The 18,922-nt window shown below is 68.7% G+C and carries 17 protein-coding genes and 1 tRNA gene; 9 read left to right on the top strand and 9 right to left on the bottom strand.

Going from position 1 to position 18,922, the window contains the following annotated elements:
• The first annotated feature begins 102 nt into the window (after nt 1–102).
• Nucleotides 103–2,043, top strand: a complete 1,941-nt coding sequence (locus tag AC1DJH_RS11650; protein ID WP_478185787.1) for an adenylate/guanylate cyclase domain-containing protein — start codon at nt 103–105, stop codon at nt 2,041–2,043.
• Here AC1DJH_RS11650 and AC1DJH_RS11645 read toward each other — a convergent pair.
• Nucleotides 2,040–4,055, bottom strand: a complete 2,016-nt coding sequence (locus tag AC1DJH_RS11645) for an acetoacetate--CoA ligase (RefSeq protein ID WP_478185786.1) — start codon at nt 4,053–4,055, stop codon at nt 2,040–2,042. The two genes, AC1DJH_RS11650 and AC1DJH_RS11645, sit on opposite strands and share 4 nt — an antisense overlap.
• A 100-nt stretch (nt 4,056–4,155) precedes the next feature.
• Between AC1DJH_RS11645 and AC1DJH_RS11640 the strand changes: the two genes are divergently transcribed.
• From AC1DJH_RS11640 to fahA, 7 genes are read left to right on the top strand one after another with little or no spacing between them, the layout of a single operon-like run.
• Entirely contained in the window at nt 4,156–4,908 is a 753-nt protein-coding gene (locus tag AC1DJH_RS11640) for a TetR/AcrR family transcriptional regulator (RefSeq protein ID WP_472113448.1), read from the top strand.
• The gene (locus AC1DJH_RS11635; RefSeq protein WP_478185785.1) at nt 4,905–5,864 is read left to right on the top strand and encodes an ABC transporter substrate-binding protein; all 960 of its coding nucleotides are present in this window, start codon (nt 4,905–4,907) and stop codon (nt 5,862–5,864) included. The genes AC1DJH_RS11640 and AC1DJH_RS11635 overlap by 4 nt, the downstream gene beginning before the upstream one ends.
• Entirely contained in the window at nt 5,861–6,718 is an 858-nt protein-coding gene (locus AC1DJH_RS11630) for an ABC transporter ATP-binding protein (protein WP_478185784.1), read from the top strand. The genes AC1DJH_RS11635 and AC1DJH_RS11630 overlap by 4 nt, the downstream gene beginning before the upstream one ends.
• On the top strand, nt 6,711–7,481 hold the full coding sequence (locus AC1DJH_RS11625; protein ID WP_478185783.1) for an ABC transporter permease: 771 nt from the start codon (nt 6,711–6,713) through the stop codon (nt 7,479–7,481). The genes AC1DJH_RS11630 and AC1DJH_RS11625 overlap by 8 nt, the downstream gene beginning before the upstream one ends.
• A complete protein-coding gene (locus AC1DJH_RS11620; protein WP_472113437.1) occupies nt 7,478–8,272 on the top strand; it encodes an ABC transporter permease in 795 nt (264 codons plus the stop codon). Before AC1DJH_RS11625 ends, AC1DJH_RS11620 begins: the two co-directional genes overlap by 4 nt.
• A 37-nt stretch (nt 8,273–8,309) precedes the next feature.
• Nucleotides 8,310–9,116: a cyclase family protein gene (locus tag AC1DJH_RS11615; protein ID WP_435486525.1), complete on the top strand. Its 807-nt coding sequence runs from the start codon at nt 8,310–8,312 to the stop codon at nt 9,114–9,116.
• A 10-nt stretch (nt 9,117–9,126) separates the two neighbouring features.
• On the top strand, nt 9,127–10,449 hold the full coding sequence (fahA, locus tag AC1DJH_RS11610; protein ID WP_478185782.1) for a fumarylacetoacetase: 1,323 nt from the start codon (nt 9,127–9,129) through the stop codon (nt 10,447–10,449).
• Nucleotides 10,450–10,503: 54 nt separating this feature from the next.
• Here the strand turns inward: fahA and AC1DJH_RS11605 are convergent.
• From AC1DJH_RS11605 to AC1DJH_RS11595, 3 genes are all read right to left on the bottom strand, one after another.
• Nucleotides 10,504–10,579: transfer RNA gene (locus AC1DJH_RS11605), tRNA-Gly, on the bottom strand.
• Between the two features lie 63 nt (nt 10,580–10,642).
• A complete protein-coding gene (locus AC1DJH_RS11600; protein WP_472113431.1) occupies nt 10,643–11,545 on the bottom strand; it encodes an NAD(P)/FAD-dependent oxidoreductase in 903 nt (300 codons plus the stop codon).
• A complete protein-coding gene (locus AC1DJH_RS11595; RefSeq protein WP_478185781.1) occupies nt 11,535–11,996 on the bottom strand; it encodes an RrF2 family transcriptional regulator in 462 nt (153 codons plus the stop codon). The genes AC1DJH_RS11600 and AC1DJH_RS11595 overlap by 11 nt, the downstream gene beginning before the upstream one ends.
• Before the next feature lie 247 nt (nt 11,997–12,243).
• Between AC1DJH_RS11595 and AC1DJH_RS11590 the strand changes: the two genes are divergently transcribed.
• Nucleotides 12,244–12,720: an adhesin gene (locus AC1DJH_RS11590; protein WP_478185780.1), complete on the top strand. Its 477-nt coding sequence runs from the start codon at nt 12,244–12,246 to the stop codon at nt 12,718–12,720.
• A 64-nt stretch (nt 12,721–12,784) separates the two neighbouring features.
• Here AC1DJH_RS11590 and AC1DJH_RS11585 read toward each other — a convergent pair whose 3' ends face one another.
• From AC1DJH_RS11585 to AC1DJH_RS11565, 5 genes are all read right to left on the bottom strand, one after another.
• Nucleotides 12,785–13,228, bottom strand: a complete 444-nt coding sequence (locus AC1DJH_RS11585) for a MaoC family dehydratase (protein ID WP_478185779.1) — start codon at nt 13,226–13,228, stop codon at nt 12,785–12,787.
• A 10-nt stretch (nt 13,229–13,238) separates the two neighbouring features.
• Entirely contained in the window at nt 13,239–14,519 is a 1,281-nt protein-coding gene (gene boxA, locus AC1DJH_RS11580; RefSeq protein ID WP_478185778.1) for a benzoyl-CoA 2,3-epoxidase subunit BoxA, read from the bottom strand.
• Nucleotides 14,520–14,652: 133 nt separating this feature from the next.
• Nucleotides 14,653–16,080, bottom strand: a complete 1,428-nt coding sequence (gene boxB / locus AC1DJH_RS11575; RefSeq protein ID WP_435439903.1) for a benzoyl-CoA 2,3-epoxidase subunit BoxB — start codon at nt 16,078–16,080, stop codon at nt 14,653–14,655.
• 34 nt (nt 16,081–16,114) lie between these two features.
• Entirely contained in the window at nt 16,115–17,791 is a 1,677-nt protein-coding gene (gene boxC, locus AC1DJH_RS11570) for a 2,3-epoxybenzoyl-CoA dihydrolase (RefSeq protein WP_478185777.1), read from the bottom strand.
• A gap of 135 nt (nt 17,792–17,926) precedes the next feature.
• Nucleotides 17,927–18,883, bottom strand: a complete 957-nt coding sequence (locus tag AC1DJH_RS11565; protein WP_478185776.1) for a helix-turn-helix transcriptional regulator — start codon at nt 18,881–18,883, stop codon at nt 17,927–17,929.
• Between the last annotated feature and the right edge of the window lie 39 nt (nt 18,884–18,922).

The raw sequence follows: 18,922 nt of genomic DNA, 5'->3' as shown, positions 1-18,922 counted from the left end.
TCACCAGGATCCCTGACACACACGATCGGGGCCGTGGGCTCCCCGCGGGCCGACCCGCGGCCTTCGCGCCACGGGTGTGTCCGATGGTTGCCAGGGAGCTGTATGCACAAGAACTCGTCCGGACATCCGGCCGCGGCTGGAAAGCCGTCGATAGAACCCGCCGCCGCCTCGACAACGGCCCCACCGCCCGGGCGTTCGCGGCGCTTCAGGGTCGACGTGGGCTCCATCGTCAGTGCCGTGGCCCTGGCCCAGTCGCTGCTGCTGGTGTCGCTGGGCTACTGGGGCTCGCAGCGGCTGGTGTCGCGCATCGGCGTGTCCGCGCACAAGTCCAACCACGACCGCACCGAGGACAAGGTGCGGGCCTTCCTGCAGAAGGCCGAGTCGGTCATCAACGCGGTGGGCACCGCACCCAGCCTGCGGCCCGCGGGCGACCAGGTGGAACACACGTCCGAGCTGCTGTGGACGCTGCTGCAGCAGTCGCCCGAGCTCGACAGCATTTACGTGAGCAACGAGCGCGGCCAGATGCTGATGGCCCTGCGCTACCCGGTGCCTGCCATGCGCCACATCGAGCTCGGCCAGGGCTTCACCACGGAAACCTGGCAGTACAAGCTGCCGCTGGACGCAGAGGCCGACGTGCAGCAGCGCTACGCCACGCAGCGCATCGCGTCCTACCGCAGCAGCTACGACCCGACGCAGCGCAGCTGGTACCTGCAGGCCAGCAAGACGCAGGGCCCGGTCTGGACGCAGCCCTACGTGTTCGCGGCCGCGCAGGAGCTGGGCGTGACCTACGCGCTGCCCAGCAAGCGCCGCTATGCGGACAGCAGCGCGCAGGCGCTGGTGGTAGCGGGCGACGTGTCGCTGGGGCGGCTGTCCGACTTCGTGCGGCAGTTCAGCAGCGGCGGCTACGGCGACAGCGCGCTGCTGAGCTCGGACGCCCGCGTGCTCGCGCGCAGCGACATGCCGGGCGTGCTGCACAAGCTGGACGCGCCGACCGGTGTGCTCGGCGCACTGCACGCGCACATGGTGGCCGACGGCACCGCCGGCAGCGGCACCGACACGGCGTTTTCGTTCACCCACGAAGGGCGCCGCTACCTGGTGCAGACCTCGCGCATTCCCGCCACCGGCTGGCAGCTGGTGAGCTGGGTGCCCGAAGAAATGCTGCTGGGCGACCTGCACCGCGCGGTGCTGTGGGGGCTGCTGCTGGCGCTGGTGTTCCTGGCGATGGCGCTGCTCATGTCGCTGAAGCTGTCCAAGCTGGTGACCTCGCCGGTGGAGAACCTCTCGCACATCGCGCGGCGCATCGGCCTGCTGGAACTGGACAACCTGCCGCGCGAGCCGAGCCGCGTGCTGGAGATCCAGCATCTGGACCAGGCGCTGGACGACTCGGCGCGCAGCCTGAAGGCGTTCAGCAAGTTCGTGCCCGTGGACGTGATCAACCAGCTGGTGGCCGAAGGGCACGCACTCGCGCCCAACGGCTCGCCGCGACGCATCACGGTGATGTTCACCGACGTGGAAGGCTTCACCTCGATCTCGGAGTCGCTGGACACCGACGTGCTGGTGGGCATGCTGACCGAGTACTTCAACCTGGCCACCGGCGTGTTCGCGCGGCACGGCGGCGTGGTCGACAAGTTCATCGGCGACGGCATCATGGTGCTGTGGGGCGCGCCGGCCGACCTGCCCGACGCGGAACACAAGGCCTGCCTCGCGGCGCTCGAGCTGCATGTGGAAATGAGCGAGCTCAACCGCAAGTGGCTGGCACAGGGGCTGCCCGAATTCCGCACGCGCATCGGCATCCATACCGGCACGGTGATCGCGGGGGTGCTGGGCTCGAACGACCGGCTGTCTTACACGGCCTTCGGCGACGTCATCAACGTGGCGAGCCGCATCGAGGGCATCAACAAGCAGCTTGGCACGCAGATGCTGATGTCGGAGGTGACCTTCGCCGGGCTGCAAGGCCGCCTGCACACGCGGCGCATCGAGGAGCTGGTGGAGCTGCGCGGCCGGCAGACGCGCATGGTGCTCTACGAGCTGCTGACGTCCTAGGCTGCTGCGGCTTCCGAGGCCGCGGCAGCGCGCTGCGCGGCAAAGGCCACGTACCAGTCGAGGCTCGCGGGGTTGGCCATGGCCTCGCGGTTGACCACCTTCTCGATCGGCTGGCCCAGCAGCAGCTTCTTGATCGGCAGCTCCTGCTTCTTGCCCGACAGCGTGCGCGGAATCTCGGCCACCTGGAAGATGTCGTTGGGCACAAAGCGCGGCGACAGCGAGGTCTTGATGGCGTTGTTCAGCCGCGTGCGCATCGCGTCGTCCAGCGCCACGCCGGGGCGCAGCACCACGAACAGCGGCATGTAGCTGTCGCGGCCCAGGTACTCCAGGTCGACCACCATCGAGTCGAGCACCTCGGGCAGTGCCTCGACCGCGCTGTAGATCTCGCTGGTGCCCATGCGCAGGCCCTGGCGGTTGATGGTGGCGTCGCTGCGGCCGTAGATGACGCAGCCGCCGTCTTCGCCGATCTTGATCCAGTCGCCGTGGCGCCACACGCCCGGGTAGGTGTCGAAGTAGCTCGACAGGTAGCGCGCGTTGCCTTCGTCGCCCCACAGGTAGAGCGGCATCGACGGAATGGGCTGGGTGCACACCAGCTCGCCCACCTCGCCGACGACGCTCTGCCCGCTCTCGTTCCAGGCCTCGACCGCATGGCCGAGTTCGCGGCACTGCATCTGGCCCGGCACTTCGGGCAGTTCGCGGTTGCCGCCGACGAAGGCGCCGCAGAAGTCGGTGCCGCCCGAGATGTTGCACCACCACACATCCGGGGAGCCCGCGTCGAGCACCTGCTGCGAGCCCCAGCGCTGCACCTCTTCGGGCAGCGGCGAGCCGGTGCTGCCGAGCGCACGCACGCGCGACAGGTCGCCGCAGTCTTTCGCGACCAGGCCGGCCTTCATGCAGTTGGTGAAATAGGCCGCGCCCGCGCCGAAGAAGGTGACCTTGTGTCGCGCCACGAAGCGCCACAGCACACCCCAGTCGGGCTTGTCCTTGCTGCCGGCCGGGTTGCCGTCGTAGATGCAGATGGTGGCGCCGAAGGCCATGCCCGAGAGCTGCGAGTTCCACATGACCCAGCCGGTAGAGCTGTACCAGTGGTAGCGCTCGCCGAAGTTGTTGGCGCCGTAGCTCGCGCCCACGTCGTTGTGCAGGCCGCAGGCATGCATGGTGAGGATGATGCCGCCCTGCCCGTGCACGATGGGCTTGGGCAGGCCGGTGGTGCCGCTCGAATAGACGATCCAGATCGGGTGGTCGAAGGGCAGCCACTCGGGCTCGAAGGCGGCGACCCTGTCGTCGTAGCGGTCGGTGGCGTGCAGCCATTCGACGTCGTGCGGCACCGTCTGCGCGGCGTAGGGCGTCTTCACCAGCACCAGCTTCTTCACGCTTGGCAGCTGCGCGCGCAGTTCCTGCAGCACGGTGCTGCGGTCGAGCGCCTTGCCGCCGTAGTGCACGCCGTCCACCGCGATCATCACCTTGGGCTCGATCTGGCGGAAGCGGTCGGCCACGGCGGCGGTGCCCATGTCGGGCGCGCACACGCTCCACACGGCGCCGATGCTGGAGCACGCCAGGAAGGCCACCATGGTCTCGGGCACGTTGGGCATGTAGGCGGCCACGCGGTCGCCGCGCTGCACGCCCAGCGACTTGAGCGTGAGCGCGGCCGAAGCGACCTGGCGGCGCATTTCGGGCCATGACATCTCGCGCACCTCGCCGCGCTCGTTGTCGCTCACGATGGCGGGCATGCCGGCCGCATGTGCCGCGTCGACATGGCGCAGCACCTCGCGCGCGTAGTTGACCTGGGCGCCGGGGAACCAGCGCGCGCCGGGCATGCGCGACTCGGCGAGCACCGCCGTGTGCGGCGTGGGCGACTCGATGCGGGCGTAGTCCCAAAGGCTCTGCCAGAAGGCGTCGAGGTCGGTGACCGACCAGCGCCACAGCGCGTCGTAGCTGTCGAACGAGAGGCCGCGCACGTCGCGCAGCCAGTTTTGATAGAGACGGATCTGGGGAATGTTGGGAACGGCCATGGCACGAGCGTAGCGCCGCGAACGACCGTGCTCAATGAGGGTTGACCTCAGGGTTTGTACGCGTGTTCAATGTTTTTGTACAAGCGTTCAATACGCCTCCATGAGCATCCGCACACCTGCCGCAAGGCGCAGCGCCTCGCGCACTCCGACGCAGAGTTCCGCCGCAGTCGCCGCCGAGACTGCGCGGCCCGACCGCAAGCAGGCGATCCTGCTGGCGGCCGAGAAGCTTTTTGCACGGCACGGCTACCACGTGGTGACGATCCGCCAGATCGCCGAGGAGGCCGGCGTGCCGCTGGCGCTGGTGGGCTACTACTACGGCCAGAAGCACGAGCTGTTTCACGCCATCTTCGAGCACTGGGGCCACTCCATCGAGGCGCGGCTCGCCGGCTTGGCCGCGGTGGACATCGCCCCCGACGACGCGCGCACGCTGCCGCGCATCATCGATGCCTTCACCGCGCCCGTGCTGGCACTGCGCGCGAGCGCCGAGGGCGAGTACTACGCGCTGCTGGTGGCGCGCGAGCTGTACCACGCCACCGAGGAGGCAGACCGCGTGCTGCGGGCCTACTTCGACCCGCTGGCCGAGGCCTACATCGACGCGCTGCACACCGCGCTGCCGCACGCCACGCGCAGCCAGGCCGCCTGGGGCTACCAGTTCGCGCTGGGCTCGCTGTTGCATCACCTGAACGACACCCGCATCGAGCGGCTGTCGCGCGGCGAGAACAAGCGCGCCGACCCGGCCGTGGCGCCGATGCTGGTGAGCTTCATCGTCGGCGGGCTGCGCGCCGCGCTGCCGCGTCCGAAGACCGTCAAGACCCCACGCACGAAGACCACTCCCAGGAGACAGAAGACATGACGAAGACCCCCACGATGAAACGGCGCACCCTGCTGTCGGCGATGGCCGCGGCATCGGCCGCCGCCGCGCTGCCCGCCTTCGCGCAGGCCAACACGAAGATCGTGTTCGGCTACACCGCCGTGACCGACTTCGCCTCGGTGTTCGTGGCGGCCGAGGAGGGGTACTTCAAGAAGCGCAACCTCGACGTGGAGCTCAAGTTCATTCCGCTGAACTCGACCATTCCCGCGGCGCTGCAGTCCGACTCGCTGCAGATCGGCGGGCCCACGCCCTCGGTGTTCCTGCAGGCGGTGGACGGCGGCCTCGACCTGGTGCTGGTGGCCGGCGGCGGGCTCACGTCGAAGACCATCACCGGCTTCGGCCTGGTGGCACGCGCGGGCTCCGGCATCAAGGGCCCGCAGGACTGCGTGGGCAAGAAGATCGGCGTGCCGGGCCTGGGCGCCTTCCTGCACGTGACCTTCCGCGCCTGGCTGAAGGACAGCGGCGTGGACTACCGCAAGGTCAACTTCGTGGAGGCCGCGTTCCCTCAGCATGCCGACCTGCTGCGCGGCGGCTCGGTCGACGCGGTGGTGTCGGCCGACCCGTTCATGAGCCGCATCACCGAAAGCGGTGCGGGCTACGTGGCCTCGTACTACTCGACCTTCCTGCCCGAGAACAACCAGACCATCGTGCATGCGGCCAAGCGCGAATGGGTGGCGAAGAACCCGGGCGCGGCGCGCGCCTTTCGCGAGGCGCTGGTCGAATCCGCCGCGTTCATGCAGCAGGCCAAGAACGACGCCAAGGTGCGCGCGGCCATCGGCAAGTACATCAAGCTGCCGCCCGAGGTGCTGGCCAAGGTGCAGATCTCGCCGCCCGGTCCGGTCGTGACCGAGAAGCAGCTCGCCTACTGGACCGGGCTGATGAAGGAGCAGGACATGCTCAAGACGAACATCGACGTGACGAAGCTGGTGGCCAAGTGATCTCGGCACCCGCACCTGTCACCGCGCGCGCCGCGCTGTCGGCGAACGGCTTCCCTTCGCAGGCCGGCCCCGCGATGCAGACCACCCCCTTCCTGCGCTTCGACGGCGTTGCCATCCGCCTGGGCGGACGCGAGATCCTGTCGCCCACCTCGTTCGACGTGGCACGCGGCGAGTTCGTCTGCATCGTCGGCCCGAGCGGCTGCGGCAAGACCACGCTGCTGCGCGCGGCCAGCGGGCTCGTCACGGCCAGTGCGGGCGACGTTCGACGCAACGGCGTGAAGATGACCGAACCCTCGCGCGAAGTCGCCTTCGTGTTCCAGGACTACGGCCGCGCGCTGCTGCCCTGGCGCACGGTGGAGGGCAACGTGAGCCTGGCGCTCGAGGCGGCCGGCGTGCCGGCGGCCGAGCGCGCGCCGCGCATCGCCGACGTGCTGGGCAAGGTCGGCCTTGCGAAGCATGCGCAGAAGTTTCCGGTGCAGCTGTCGGGCGGCATGCAGCAGCGCGCGCAGATTGCGCGCTGCCTCGCGCAGCAACCCGAGTTGATGATGATGGACGAGCCCTTCGGCGCGCTGGACGCGCTCACGCGCCAGAGCCTGCAGGACGAGCTGGCGCGGCTGGTGCGCGACGACGGGCTCACGGTGCTGTTCGTCACGCACGACCTGGAAGAAGCCATCTACCTCGGCGACCGCGTGATCGCGCTGCAGGCCGACCCGGGCCCGGGGCGGCCGAGCCTCGCGCGGATGATCGACGTGAAGATTCCGCGGCCGCGCGACCAGCTCACGACGAAGGAGCATCCGGAGTACCTGCGGTTGCGGCGTGAGCTGTTCGCCTTCATCGAGCAGGGCCATGACTGAGCGCCGCGTCCTTCGGTGGCTGCGGCCGTGGGTGGTTCCCGCCCTGCTGGTCGCGGCATTCGAGTGGTACGCGCGGCGCGCGGCCGCCCTGGGCAGCGATTCGCTCGCGCCGCCGAGCGCGGCGGCCAGGGCCTTCGCAGGCGCGGCGATGGACGGCTCGCTGTGGCAGGCCACCGGCTTCACGCTGGGCACCGCTGCGCTCGGTTTGCTGCTGGGAGCGGTGCTCGGCATTGCAGGGGGCCTGGTGCTCGGGCTCTCGCGCCGCGCGGCGCAGCTCGGGTCCATGTCCATCGAGGTGCTGCGCCCCGTGCCCTCGGTGGCGCTGATTCCGCTGGCGATGCTGGGCTTCGGCTTCGGGGTGCGCATGGAGCTGGCCATCGTCGCCTTCGCCACCTTCTGGCCGCTGCTGGTGCTGGTGCAGTCGGCGGTGCAGCAGATCGAGCCCCGCCTGCTGGAGGTGAGCCGCGTGCTGGGCCTGTCGGCGCGCGAACGGGCCTTCAAGATCGTGCTGCCGGCCATCGTGCCGCGCCTGTTCGTGGCGCTGCGGCTCGGCGTGGCGGTGGCGCTGGTGGTGGCCGTGACGGTGGAGATCGCGGCCAACCCGAACGGCATGGGCTACGCGATGATGATCGCGCAGCAGAGCTTCGACCCCGCGCTGATGCTCGCGTGGCTGGGGTGGATCGGCGTGGTGGGCTTCGCGGTGAACGTGGGCATGGTGCTGCTGCAGCGCGTGGTCGCGCGGCGCATGGGCGTGCTGTCATGAACCGCTCGAACCGCTTCGGCCTGGACTGGCTCGGCTCGCTGGGCGTGCTGCTCGCGCTGGTCGCGCTGTGGTGGGTCGCGAGCAACGCGGGCTGGGTCAGCCGTGTGTTCCTGCCGACGCCCCAAGCCACCCTCGCCAGCCTGCTCGAAGGGCTGAACCTCTCGGGCGACAGCACGAACGCAGGCAAGGGCGAGCTGCTGGCGTTCACGCAGGCCACGGTCGGCCGGATGGTCGAAGGCTGGCTGCTCGCGTCGCTGTTCGGCGTGGTGCTGGGCGCAGCCATCGGCGTGTCGCCCGCGGTGCGCGCGTGGGTGCAGCCCACGCTGGAGTTCATTCGCCCGCTGCCCGCCTCGGCGCTGCTGCCGCTGGCCATTTCCATCTTCGGGCTCAACCCCGGCATGGTGCTCTTCGTGGTGGCCTTCGGCGCGATGTGGCCGGTGCTGCTGGCCACGGTGCACGGCTTCGCGGCCGTGGAGCCGCGCCTGGCGGAGGTGGCGCGCTGCCTGCAGATGTCGCGCGCGGCGTACATCTGGAAGATGGGCCTGCCCAACGCCATGCCCGACATCCTGGCCGGCATGCGCCTGGCGCTGACCATCGCGCTCATCGTGGCGGTGGTGGGCGAAATGATCGCCTCGCAAAGCGGACTGGGCCAGGCCATTCTTCTGGCCGCGCGCGCCTTTCGCGCCAGCGACCTGTTCGCCGGCATCGTGCTGCTCGGCCTCATCGGCTTCGTGAGCAATGCGCTGCTGGCCTTTGCCGAGCAACGCCTGCTGCGCTGGCAGCAGCCCTGATTCCTTATTCCCACACGAAGACACAAGGAGCCTTCCCATGCCACGCAAATTCGTCGACCTGTCGATCTTTCTGGAGAACGACGTGATGTCCGACCCGCCGGCCTTCGCGCCGAAGATCCAGTACTTCACGCACGAGCAGACCTACGAACAGATCGAGCCCTTCTTCCCCGGCCTGAAGAAGGAGGACCTGCCCGACGGCGAAGGCTGGGCGGTGGAGCTGGTGCAGCTGTCCACGCACAACGGCACGCACCTCGATGCGCCCTATCACTTTCACTCGACCATGGACAAGGCGCTGGGCGAGAAGAAGCCCGCCATCGCCATCCACGACGTGCCGCTCGAATGGTGCTTCCAGCCGGGCGTGAAGCTCGACTTCCGCCACTTCGCCGACGGCTACGTGGTGACGGCCGCCGACGTCGAGGCCGAGTTGCAGCGCATCGGCCACACGCTGAGCCCGCTGGAGATCGTGGTGGTCAACACGCGCGCCGGCTCGCGCTACGGCCACAACGACTACGTGTCGGCCGGCGCGGGCATGGGCTACGAAGCCACCATGTACCTGCTGGAGCGCGGCGTGCGCCTGACGGGCACCGACGCCTGGAGCTGGGACGCGCCCTTCGTGCACACCGCGAAGAAGTACGGCGAGACGCAGGACGCCTCGCTGATCTGGGAGGGCCACAAGGCCGGGCGCGACATCGGCTACTGCCACATCGAGAAGCTGCACAACCTGGAGGTGCTGCCGCCCACGGGCTTCTTCATCAGCTGCTTCCCCCACAAGATCCGCGGCGCATCGGCGGGGTGGACGCGCGCGGTCGCGATCTTCGACGACGCGCTGATGGCATCCGTGTAAGGGGCATTTGATGAGCGCACTCAATCGCACGCACGACGCCGACGCACGCAGCTGGGTCGAATCGGCCCATGCCGCGGGCAGCGACTTTCCGATCCAGAACCTGCCGCATGCGGTGTTCCGCCGCGCGGGCAGCACAGAGGCGTTTCGCGGCGGCGTGGCCATCGGCGACCAGGTGCTCGACCTGGCGGCGCTGGTCGGCTCCCGGCAGCTCGACGGTGCGGCCCTCGATGCGGCGCGCATGGCCGCGCTGCCTGCGTTGAACGACTTCTTCGCGCTTGGCGGCGGCGCATGGCGGGTGTTGCGCCACGCGCTGTTCGACCTGCTGAAGCACGACGCGCCCGATGCCACCGTGCAGGCGGTGCGCACGTGCCTGGTGCCGCAGGCCGAGGTCGAATACACCGTGCCCGCGCGCATCGGCGACTACACCGACTTCTACACCTCGATCGACCATGCGCTGAACATCAGCCGCCTGATGAACCCCGACGGCGACGTGACGCCCAACTTCCGCTGGATTCCCACCGCGTACCACGGGCGCGTGTCGACCATCGGCGTGAGCGGGCAGCGCTTTCACCGGCCGATGGGGCAGTCGATGGCACCGGGCGCCAAGGCTCCAACGCACCAGGCCTGCGCGCGGCTCGACTACGAGCTGGAGCTGGGCGTGTGGATCGGCACGGGCAACGCGCAGGGCGAACCGATTCCGCTCGAGCGCGCCGGGGAGCACATCTTCGGCATCTGCCTGCTCAACGACTGGTCGGCGCGCGACATCCAGTTCTGGGAGATGGCGCCGCTCGGGCCCTTCCTGGCGAAGAACTTCGCGACCACGATTTCGCCGTGGATCGTGACCATGGAGGCGCTCGCCCCCTACCGGCAGGCATGGACGCGGCCCGCGAACGAGCCGCAACCGCTGGCGTACCTGGAGAACGCAGCCAACCGCGAAAGCGGCACGCTCGACATCCGGCTGGAGGTGTGGCTCGAAAGCGAGAAGGCACGCAAGGAAAACACCGGGCCGTCGCGCCTGTCGTCCACCAGCTTCAGGCACCAGTACTGGAGCGTGACGCAGATGGTCACGCACCACACGATGGGCGGCTGCAGCCTGAACCCGGGCGACCTGTTCGGCAGCGGCACGATCTCGGGGCCCGGCGAGGGTGAGGCCGGCGCCATCATCGAGCTGGCGCGCGCGGGGCAAAGCCCGGTCACGCTGGCCAACGGCGAGCAGCGCAGCTTCCTGGAAGACGGCGACGCGGTGCTGCTGCGCGGCTGGTGCGAGAAGCCCGGGCATGCGCGCATCGGGTTCGGGGAGAGCCGGGGGACGGTGTTGCCGGCGAGGGGCTGAACCGGAGCGCCAATGAAAAAGGCCACCCTTGTGAGGTGGCCTTTTTGCGCGATTTGGAGCGGGAAAAGAGTCTCGAACTCTCGACCTCAACCTTGGCAAGGTTGCGCTCTACCAACTGAGCTATTCCCGCGACAGCCTCAGATTATAGGGTGGTCTCGGGCCGTTTTCGCCGAATTCGCGAAAAAAAGTGAAATCAGGCCTCGAACACCAGCGACCGATGCAGCGACACACCGGCCGAGAGCCCGTCGGCGGAGGCCAGCGTGGCGTTGGTGAAGGCCATGGCGAGGTCGCCCGCCGCGTACACGCCGGGCACGGTCGTCATCTTCATGGCGTCGACGCGCAGCACCGGGCCGAGCGGGCCGTCGTCGAAGGCGCAGCCGAGCTGCCCGGCCAGCGGGCTGGCGGGCCGCGTGCGCGGCACCACGTACAGCGCCTCGATCGGCACCCGCCGCCCGTCGCCTAGCCGCACGCCGGCCAGGTCGGTTCCCGCGCCTTCGAGGCCGGCGACGCGCCCCGGCTCGATGGTCACGCCGCGCGCCTGCAGCTTCGCGCGCACCTCGGCGTCGAGCGCGTCGCTGCCGTTCATGAACAACGTGACCGGCCCCCACTCGGCGATCAGCAGCGCATGGTCCGGCGGCAGCGCGCCGGCGAACAGCAGGCCCAACTGCCGGCCGCTGAACTCGTAGCCGTGGCAGTAGGGGCAATGCAGCACGCTGGTGCCCCAGCGCTCGCGCACGCCGGGAATGTCCGGCAGGCCGTCCTGCACGCCGAAGGCCAGCAGCAGCTTGTGGGCCGAGCGCTGTTCGCCGTTGTCCAGCGTGGCGGTGAATCCGTCGGCGCCGTCGGCGCTCGCGGCCACGACACTGGCCTGGATGTATTCGACCGTCGGGTATGCGAGCAGCTTGTCGCGCGCGTCGGCAATCATCTTCAGCGGCGGCACGCCGTCCTGCCCGAAGAAACCGTGCGACTGGGCGGCGAAGCGGTTGCGCGGCGCACCCGCGTCGACGACGCACACCTTGCGGCGCGCACGGGCCAACTGCATCGCAGCGGAAAGGCCGGCAAAGCTGCCGCCCACGATCAGGGCGTCATGCCGCATGTTCGATGTCCTTCAAGGTGAAGCTGCCGCCCGTCATGCGGCGATGGAAGTCCCTGGACAGGTCTGCCAGGGTGATGCTGTTGAAACGCCGCAGCAGCAAGGCCTCGGCCTCCTGGCAGGCGCCGTCGAGCGCCGCGTTCACGGCCTGCTCGACGATGCAGCCCGGGCTTTCGGTGCGGTGGCCCATGGCCAGCAGCGCGGGCGCGCCCAAGGCGTTGTGGATGTCGCCCAGCGTCACCGCATCCAGCGAGCACGACAGCACCCAGCCGCCGCCGTGGCCCCTGGCCGAACTCACGAACCCTGCTTGCCGCAGCCCCGCCATGACGCGGCGCACGACGACCGGGTTGGTGTGCATCGCGACCGCGAGCGACTCGGAGGTGACGGGGCCGTCCATCTCGGCCATGTGCAGCAGCACGTGGAGAACGCCTGAAAGCTTGCCGTCTCTTTTCATGCAACATTATTAGTTGCGTGAGTTGACGGGCGCAGGCCTGCGGCCGGTTTGCACCTGCGTCTCGTAGTGTCTTTGCCGGCGATAGATGGCCGGCACGAACGCACGAGCCCCGGATCCCGCTGACAGCCAAATCCCACACGCAAGGACGACTGTCGCGCACACGGCGACACGTGCCGGTACGTTGAAGGTTCAACCCGAACTGGCCCAGAGCCGGTTCGTGACCATTCAACGAAAGGAACAGTCACACATGAAGCAACAACAACACAAGCAGATCTTCGTCGGCGCCCTGCTCGCCGGCCTCCTGGCCGTGAGCGGTGCAGCGCAGGCGCAAGGCGTGGGGGTCGGCGTGGGCGTGAATACCGACGTCAACACCTCGACCGGCGTGAAGACGGCGCCAGCCCAGGGCAGCGCCGGCGCCAACACCGGCGCAGCCGCCGGGGCGGGCACGTCGGCGAATACTGGCGGTGCAGGCAATGCCGCAGGCGGCGTGGGCAACGCAGCAGGCGGCGTCCTCGGCGGCGCGACCGGTGCGGTGGGCGGTGCCACGGGCGCCGTCGGCAACACCACGGGCGGTCTGACGAATACCGTGGGCGGCACGCTCAACGGCGCGACCGGTGCCGCGGGCTCGGCCGGAAGTGGCCTGAAGGCACCCGGCGCATCGGGCGCTGGCGTGAAGGCGAACGGCAAGGCCAAGGGCTCCAGCGCCGTCGACCTGACCAAGTAAGAAATAAAGTCTGTCACACACGGAAAACCCGCAGCGCTCGCGCGTTGCGGGTTTTTTTGTGCGTTCAGGGCGCCGGCTTGAGCTTGAAAAGGCTGGTCACGTCCACCTCGAGCACCATCTGCTCGCGCTGGTTGAACAGCCGCCAGCGCCAGCGCAGGATGCCCAGCGTGGGGCGCTTCTCGGAGCGTCGCACCTCGCTCACTTCGGCCACCAGCCGCAGGGTGTCGCCGGGCCGCACGGGGTGGGGCCAGCGCACCTGTTCGAGCCCCGGGGACGCGAAAGACTCCGACCCCGCCAGCACCGCATCGACCACCAGCCGCATCGCGATGGCGCAGGTCTGCCAGCCGCTGGCGATGAGTCCGCCGAAGGGGCTCTGCGCGGCCGCTTCGGCATCGGTGTGGAACCACTGCGGGTCGTAGGCCCGCGCGAACTGCACCAGCTCGGCCTCGGTGAGCACATAGGGCCCGGCCTCGATGACCTGGCCCGCATGGAAGTCGGCGAACTGCATCCGCCGCGGCTCAGTAGGTTTCGAGGTGCAGGCGGCCTTCCCGCTTCAGCGCGGCGCCCACGGTGTCCCAGTCGAGCCCCGCGTCCTTCGCTACGTCGCGCAGTGCGAGCACCACGCCCTCTTCCATGCTTTTCAGGCCGCACACGTAGAAGTGGCTGCTGCCGTCGTTCAGCAGCGCGGCCAGGTCGGCGGCGCGCTCGCGCATCAGGTCCTGCACGTAGCGCTTGGGTTGCCCCGGCGTGCGCGAGAACGCGAGGTTGATGTCGATGAAGTCCTTCGGCAGCGACTGCAGCGGCCCGAAGTACGGCAGCTCCTGCTGCGTGCGCGCGCCGAAGAACAGCATCAGCTTGCCGCCTTCGAACTTGCCGCTCTTGCGCAGGCGGCGGCGCCACTCGGTCATGGCGCGCATGGGCGCGCTGCCGGTGCCGGTGCAGATCATCACGATGTTCGACTTGGGGTGGTTCGGCATCAGGAACGAGGAACCGAAGGGCCCCACCACCTGCACCGTGTCGCCCACCTTCAGGTCGCACACGAAGTTGGAGCACACACCGCGCACCGGGTCGCCCTCGTGGTCCTCGGTCACGCGCTTCACGGTGAGCGAGACGTTGTTGTAGCCGGGCCGTTCGCCGTTGCGCGGGCTGGCCACCGAGTACTGGCGCGCATGGTGGCGCTTGCCGATGGCGTCCACGCCCGGCGGGACGATGCCGATCGACTGGCCTTCGAGCACCGGGAACGGCACCACGCCGAAGTCCAGCACGATGTGGTGCGTCTCGCTGTCGAAGCCCGCCTCGGTGCAATTGAAGTTGCCCACCACCGTGGCGGTGGTCGGGGTCTTGGGCGGAAAGAGATTCGTGTACGCGTGCGCGGCCGACCAGGGCGGCACGCTGGCGCCGTACTGCGCGGAATTGAAGACCGGCTCGGTCGCTTCGGCGGCGGCCTGGGCCTGCGTCTGCGCGGGCACTTCGGCGGCTTCTGCTGTCGCGGCAGGCACGCCGGCGGCTTCGAGCTCTTCCGGCGACAGTTCGCCCGGCAGCGATTCCCAGCCGAGCTGTTCCTCGATGGTGTACGCGCGCACCAGCGGCATCGTGCGCCAGTTGTCGATCGAGCCCGTGGGGCACGGCGAGATGCAGGCCATGCAGCCGTTGCAGATGTCCGCGCGCACGACGTAGTTGTTGTCGTCGTGCGTGATCGCGTTCACGGGGCAGATGGCCTCGCAGGTGTTGCAGCGGATGCAGATCTCGGGGTCGATCAGGTGCTGCTTGATGACTCCGGCTTCAACGGCCATGTCCATGTGGTTCTCTCCTGAAAGCCCTCCCCTTCAGGGGGAGGGTCGGGTGGGAGCAAGCGGCGCTTGTCGTGGTCACGCTGCTGGCCCCCATCCCAGCCTTCCCCCAGCGGGGGAAGGAGCAATACCGAAATACCAATCAACCGAAACGCACGTACTCGAAATCGACCGGCTGGCGGTTGATGCCCATCACCGGCGGCGAAATCCAGCCGGCGAACTTGCCCGGCTCCACCACGCGGCCCATCAACGATGCCACGAAAGCGAAGTCTTCGGAACTCGGCAGCCATTCGTCGCGCTTGGCGGCCCATTCCACCTCGTTCACCACGCGGCCTTCGGGCGACATCTTGATGCCGGCGAGCGCGCCGATCTGGCGGTTGAAGGCCTTGTGCGGCACCGACAGGCGCGTCGGGATGCCGGCCTTCTCGAGCACCTTGTTCCAGCGGCCCACGCCGGCCACGGAGTCCTTGATGAAGTCGTCGCGCAGCACTTCGTTCAGCGCGTTGAGCATCGGCACGTCCTTCTCGACGAGCTGGCCGTCGCGCACTTCGAGCACCTTGTAGGTCTGGCCCTTGAGCACGTGGTCGTCGTCGCGCTTTCCTTCTTCGTAGCGGCCCTTCAGGCCCGAGCTGTAGAAGATGGCGGCGTTGCTCGACTGGTCGGCGCCGAACAGGTCGATGGTCACGCTGTAGTGGAAGTTCAGGTAGCGCTGGATGGTGCCCAGGTCGATGCAGCCGGCCGCGCGGATCTTCTGCGCGTCGTCGGTCTTCAGCTCGTTCATCACCTGCGCGGTGCGGGCGATGACGCGCGACACGCCGCTCTCGCCCACGAACATGTGGTGGGCTTCCTCGGTCAGCATGAACTTGGTGGTGCGCGCGAGCGGGTCGAACGCGCTCTCGGCCAGCGCGGCCAGCTGGAACTTGCCGTCGCGGTCGGTGAAGTACGTGAACATGAAGAACGCCAGCCAGTCGGGCGTCTTCTCGTTGAAGGCGCCCAGGATGCGCGGGTTGTTGGCGTCGCCCGAGGTGCGCTGCAGCAGCGCGTCGGCTTCCTCGCGGCCGTCGCGGCCGAAGTGCTTCTGCAGCAGGTACACCATGGCCCACAGGTGGCGGCCTTCTTCCACGTTGATCTGGAACAGGTTGCGCAGGTCGTACATGCTGGGCGCGGTCAGGCCCAGGTGGCGCTGCTGCTCGACCGACGCGGGCTCGGTGTCGCCCTGCGTCACGATGATGCGGCGCAGGTTGGCGCGGTGTTCGCCGGGCACGTCCTGCCAGGCCTTCTCGCCCTTGTGGTCGCCGAAGTGAATTTCGCGGTTGGCGTCGCCCGGGTTCAGGAAGATGCCCCAGCGGTAATCGCGCATCTTCACGTGGCCGAACTGGGCCCAGCCTTGCGGGTCGACGCTCACGGCCGTGCGCAGGTACACGTCGTGGTTGGTCGAGCCTTCGGGGCCCACGTCGTCCCACCAGTTGATGAAGTTGGGCTGCCAGCCTTCGAGCGCGCGCTGCAGCGTGCGGTCTTCGCCGAGGTTGACGTTGTTGGGGATCTTCTCGCCGTAGTTGATCGTGCTCATCGTTGTTCCTTGGGTTGTTCGGACGGTTGTGTGCTCAGACGCGGTTCAGGTCGAAGCCGGCCTTCTCGCCGGTGCCGTAGACCTTCAGCGCGCCCTTTTCGCCGACGGCGTTGGGGCGGTTGAAGATCCAGTTCTGCCAGGCGGTGAGCCGCCCGAAGATGCGGGTGTTCATGTTCTCCTTGCTCGCGAAGCGCAGATTGGCTTCCAGGCCGGTGAGCGCGTCGGGCGACATGGCCGCACGCTCCTCGATGGCGATGCGGATCTCGTCGTTCCAGTCGATGTCGTCGGGCGCGGCGGTCACCAGGCCCAGCTTGACGGCCTCATCGGCGTCCAGTGCCTTGCCGACGGCGGCACGTGCGGCCTCCAGCGGCGCGGTCTCTTCATAGAAGCGGCGTTGCAGGCGGCTCTGGTCGTTGACCATCGGGAAGTGGCCGAAGCTGGCCTCGCCCAGCGTGAGCTTCGGCGCGCGGTCGGCATCGTCGGGCAGCGCGAGCATGTAGGTGCGGTCGGCGGCAAAGGCCAGTTCGGCCAGCGTGCCGGCGAAGCATGAGCCGGCTTCCACCAGCGCGAACAGGCTGCGCGACGACACATCGAGGCGCGCCAGCGTGCGGCGCAGCGCGCCGATGGTTTCGCGCACCAGCCAGTGGTCCTTGTGGGCGAACATCACGGCGTCCGATGCGAGCACGGCGGCGGCGTCGCCTTCGGTCTTGAGCAGCCAGGTCCCGGTGTCGAGCTCGTTGGTGCGCAGGTTGAGGATGGCGTCGTCGAGTTCGCGGCACATCGCGAGCGGCCACCAAGCGGCACCCGCGGCCTCGATGGCGGCAATGTCGGCCGGCTGCGCGCCGGTGGGCGCCTTGATGGTGATCGTGGCCGTGCGCTTGCTGCGGTCGATCTGCACGTTGACGTGCGAATACGCGATGCCGTCGGCGCTGTCGGTGCGCTCCAGGCGGGTCAGCGCCACGCCCTTGCCATCGGCCGGGCGGTCGCTGCCTGCGGCGAGCTGCGACGCGCGCTCCTGCACGGCGGCGGGAAACTGCGCGGGCTTGGCCACGGCGTCGACCAGGCGCCAGTCGACCGCGCGCTGGCCGCGCACGCCTTCCACGCTGGTGCAGAAGATGTCGGCGAGGTCATGGCGCACGCGGCGCTTGTCGGTCACGCGGGTCAGGCCACCGGTGCCGGGCAGCACGCCGAGCAGCGGCACTTCGGGCAGCGACACGGCCGACGAGCGGTCGTCCACCAGCAGGATTTCGTCGCAGGCCAGGGCCAGCTCGTAGCCGCCGCCGGCGCAGGCGCCGTTCACCGCCGCGATGAACTTCAGGCCCGAATGCTTCGAGGTGTCTTCGATGCCGTTGCGCGTTTCGTTCGTGAACTTGCAGAAGTTAACCTTCCAGGCGTGGCTGGAAACGCCGAGCATGAAGATGTTGGCGCCCGAGCAGAAGATGCGGTCCTTGCCGCTGGTGACGATGACGCTGCGCACCTCGGGGTGCTCGAAGCGCACACGGTTGAGCGCGTCGTTCAGCTCGATGTCCACGCCCAGGTCATAGCTGTTGAGCTTGAGCTTGTAGCCGGGGCGGATGCCGCCGTCTTCCGCAATGTCGAGCACGAGGCGCGCAATGGCGCCGTCGAAGCTCAGCGACCAGTGGCGGTACTGGCTGGGTTCGGTGCGATAGTCGACGCGCGCGGGCGCCTGGAGCGTGGTGGTGTCGGTCATGCAGAAGTCTCCTGTGGGGCTGTGTTCGGAAACCGGGAACAGGAAAGATAATGCACTTTCTTGCGCCGATGACATGCATCATGCTGCATGCATACAGGCAAGTCAATGCCTGTTGTGCTTTTTTTCAGATTTCAGTCAGGCGCCCAGGCCCATCGACTGGCGCGTGGCCGCACGCAGGGTCTGGAAGCTCTGCGCCAGCGTCTTGCCGCTCGTGTCCACCGACAGGTCGGCCTTCGAATAGAAAGCGGCGCGGCCGTTCAGGATGCGGCGCAGGTCTTCCATCGCCTCCTTGCTCGCGGCCATCGGGCGGGTGTCGCCCTGCGCAGCCACACGGCCCATGTGCTCCTCGGGCGCGGCCTGCAGCCACACCGTGGTGCAGTGCGCCAGCAGCTCGTTGAAAGTGGCCGGGTCGGACACGATGCCGCCTGGCGTGGCGATCACCACCTCGCTGTAGATCTGCACCGCTTCTTCGAGCGCGCGGCGCTCGTAGCGGCGGTAGGCGTTGGTGCCGTACAGGTCGTGGATTTCGCGCACGCTGCAGCCCGCGAGCTTCTCGATCTCGCGGCTCAGCTCGATGAACGGCAGCTCCAGGTCTTCGGCCAGCATCTGCCCCAGCGTCGACTTGCCCGCGCCGCGCAGCCCCACGAGCGCAATGCGCCGGTGCCGCGCCGGGTCGACCGAGGCCGTGCCCAGCAACTCGCCCAGCGCCACGCGCACGCGGCGCAAGTCGGTCTCGCTGCGGTTTTCGAGCAGCTCGCGAATCAGCAGCCACTCGGGCGAACTGGTCGTCACGTCACCCACCAGTTCGGCCAGCGAGCAATGCAGGGCGCCCGCCACCTGCTGCAGCACCAGGATCGACGCGTTGCCGATGCCGTATTCGAGGTTGGCCAGGTGGCGCTCCGACACGTCGGCCGACAGGGCCACCGCCTTGCGCGTGAGGCCGCGCTGCGCGCGCAGGTTGCGCACCCGGTCGCCCAGCGCCGCCAGCAATGGGTTCTTCGCCTCCCCGGCCGGCGCGACGGCCACGGTTCCGGCGTTGCCATGGGCGCCTTCCGGCGCGGTGGCCAGCACCGCCTCTACATGCTCGTTCATGCAATTCCTCGTTCTTCGCCGGGATTGTGCGCGCTCAGG

The organism is Variovorax sp. 10N412 (assembly GCF_056394985.1).
This window is presented reverse-complemented; position numbering and strand designations above follow the sequence as displayed.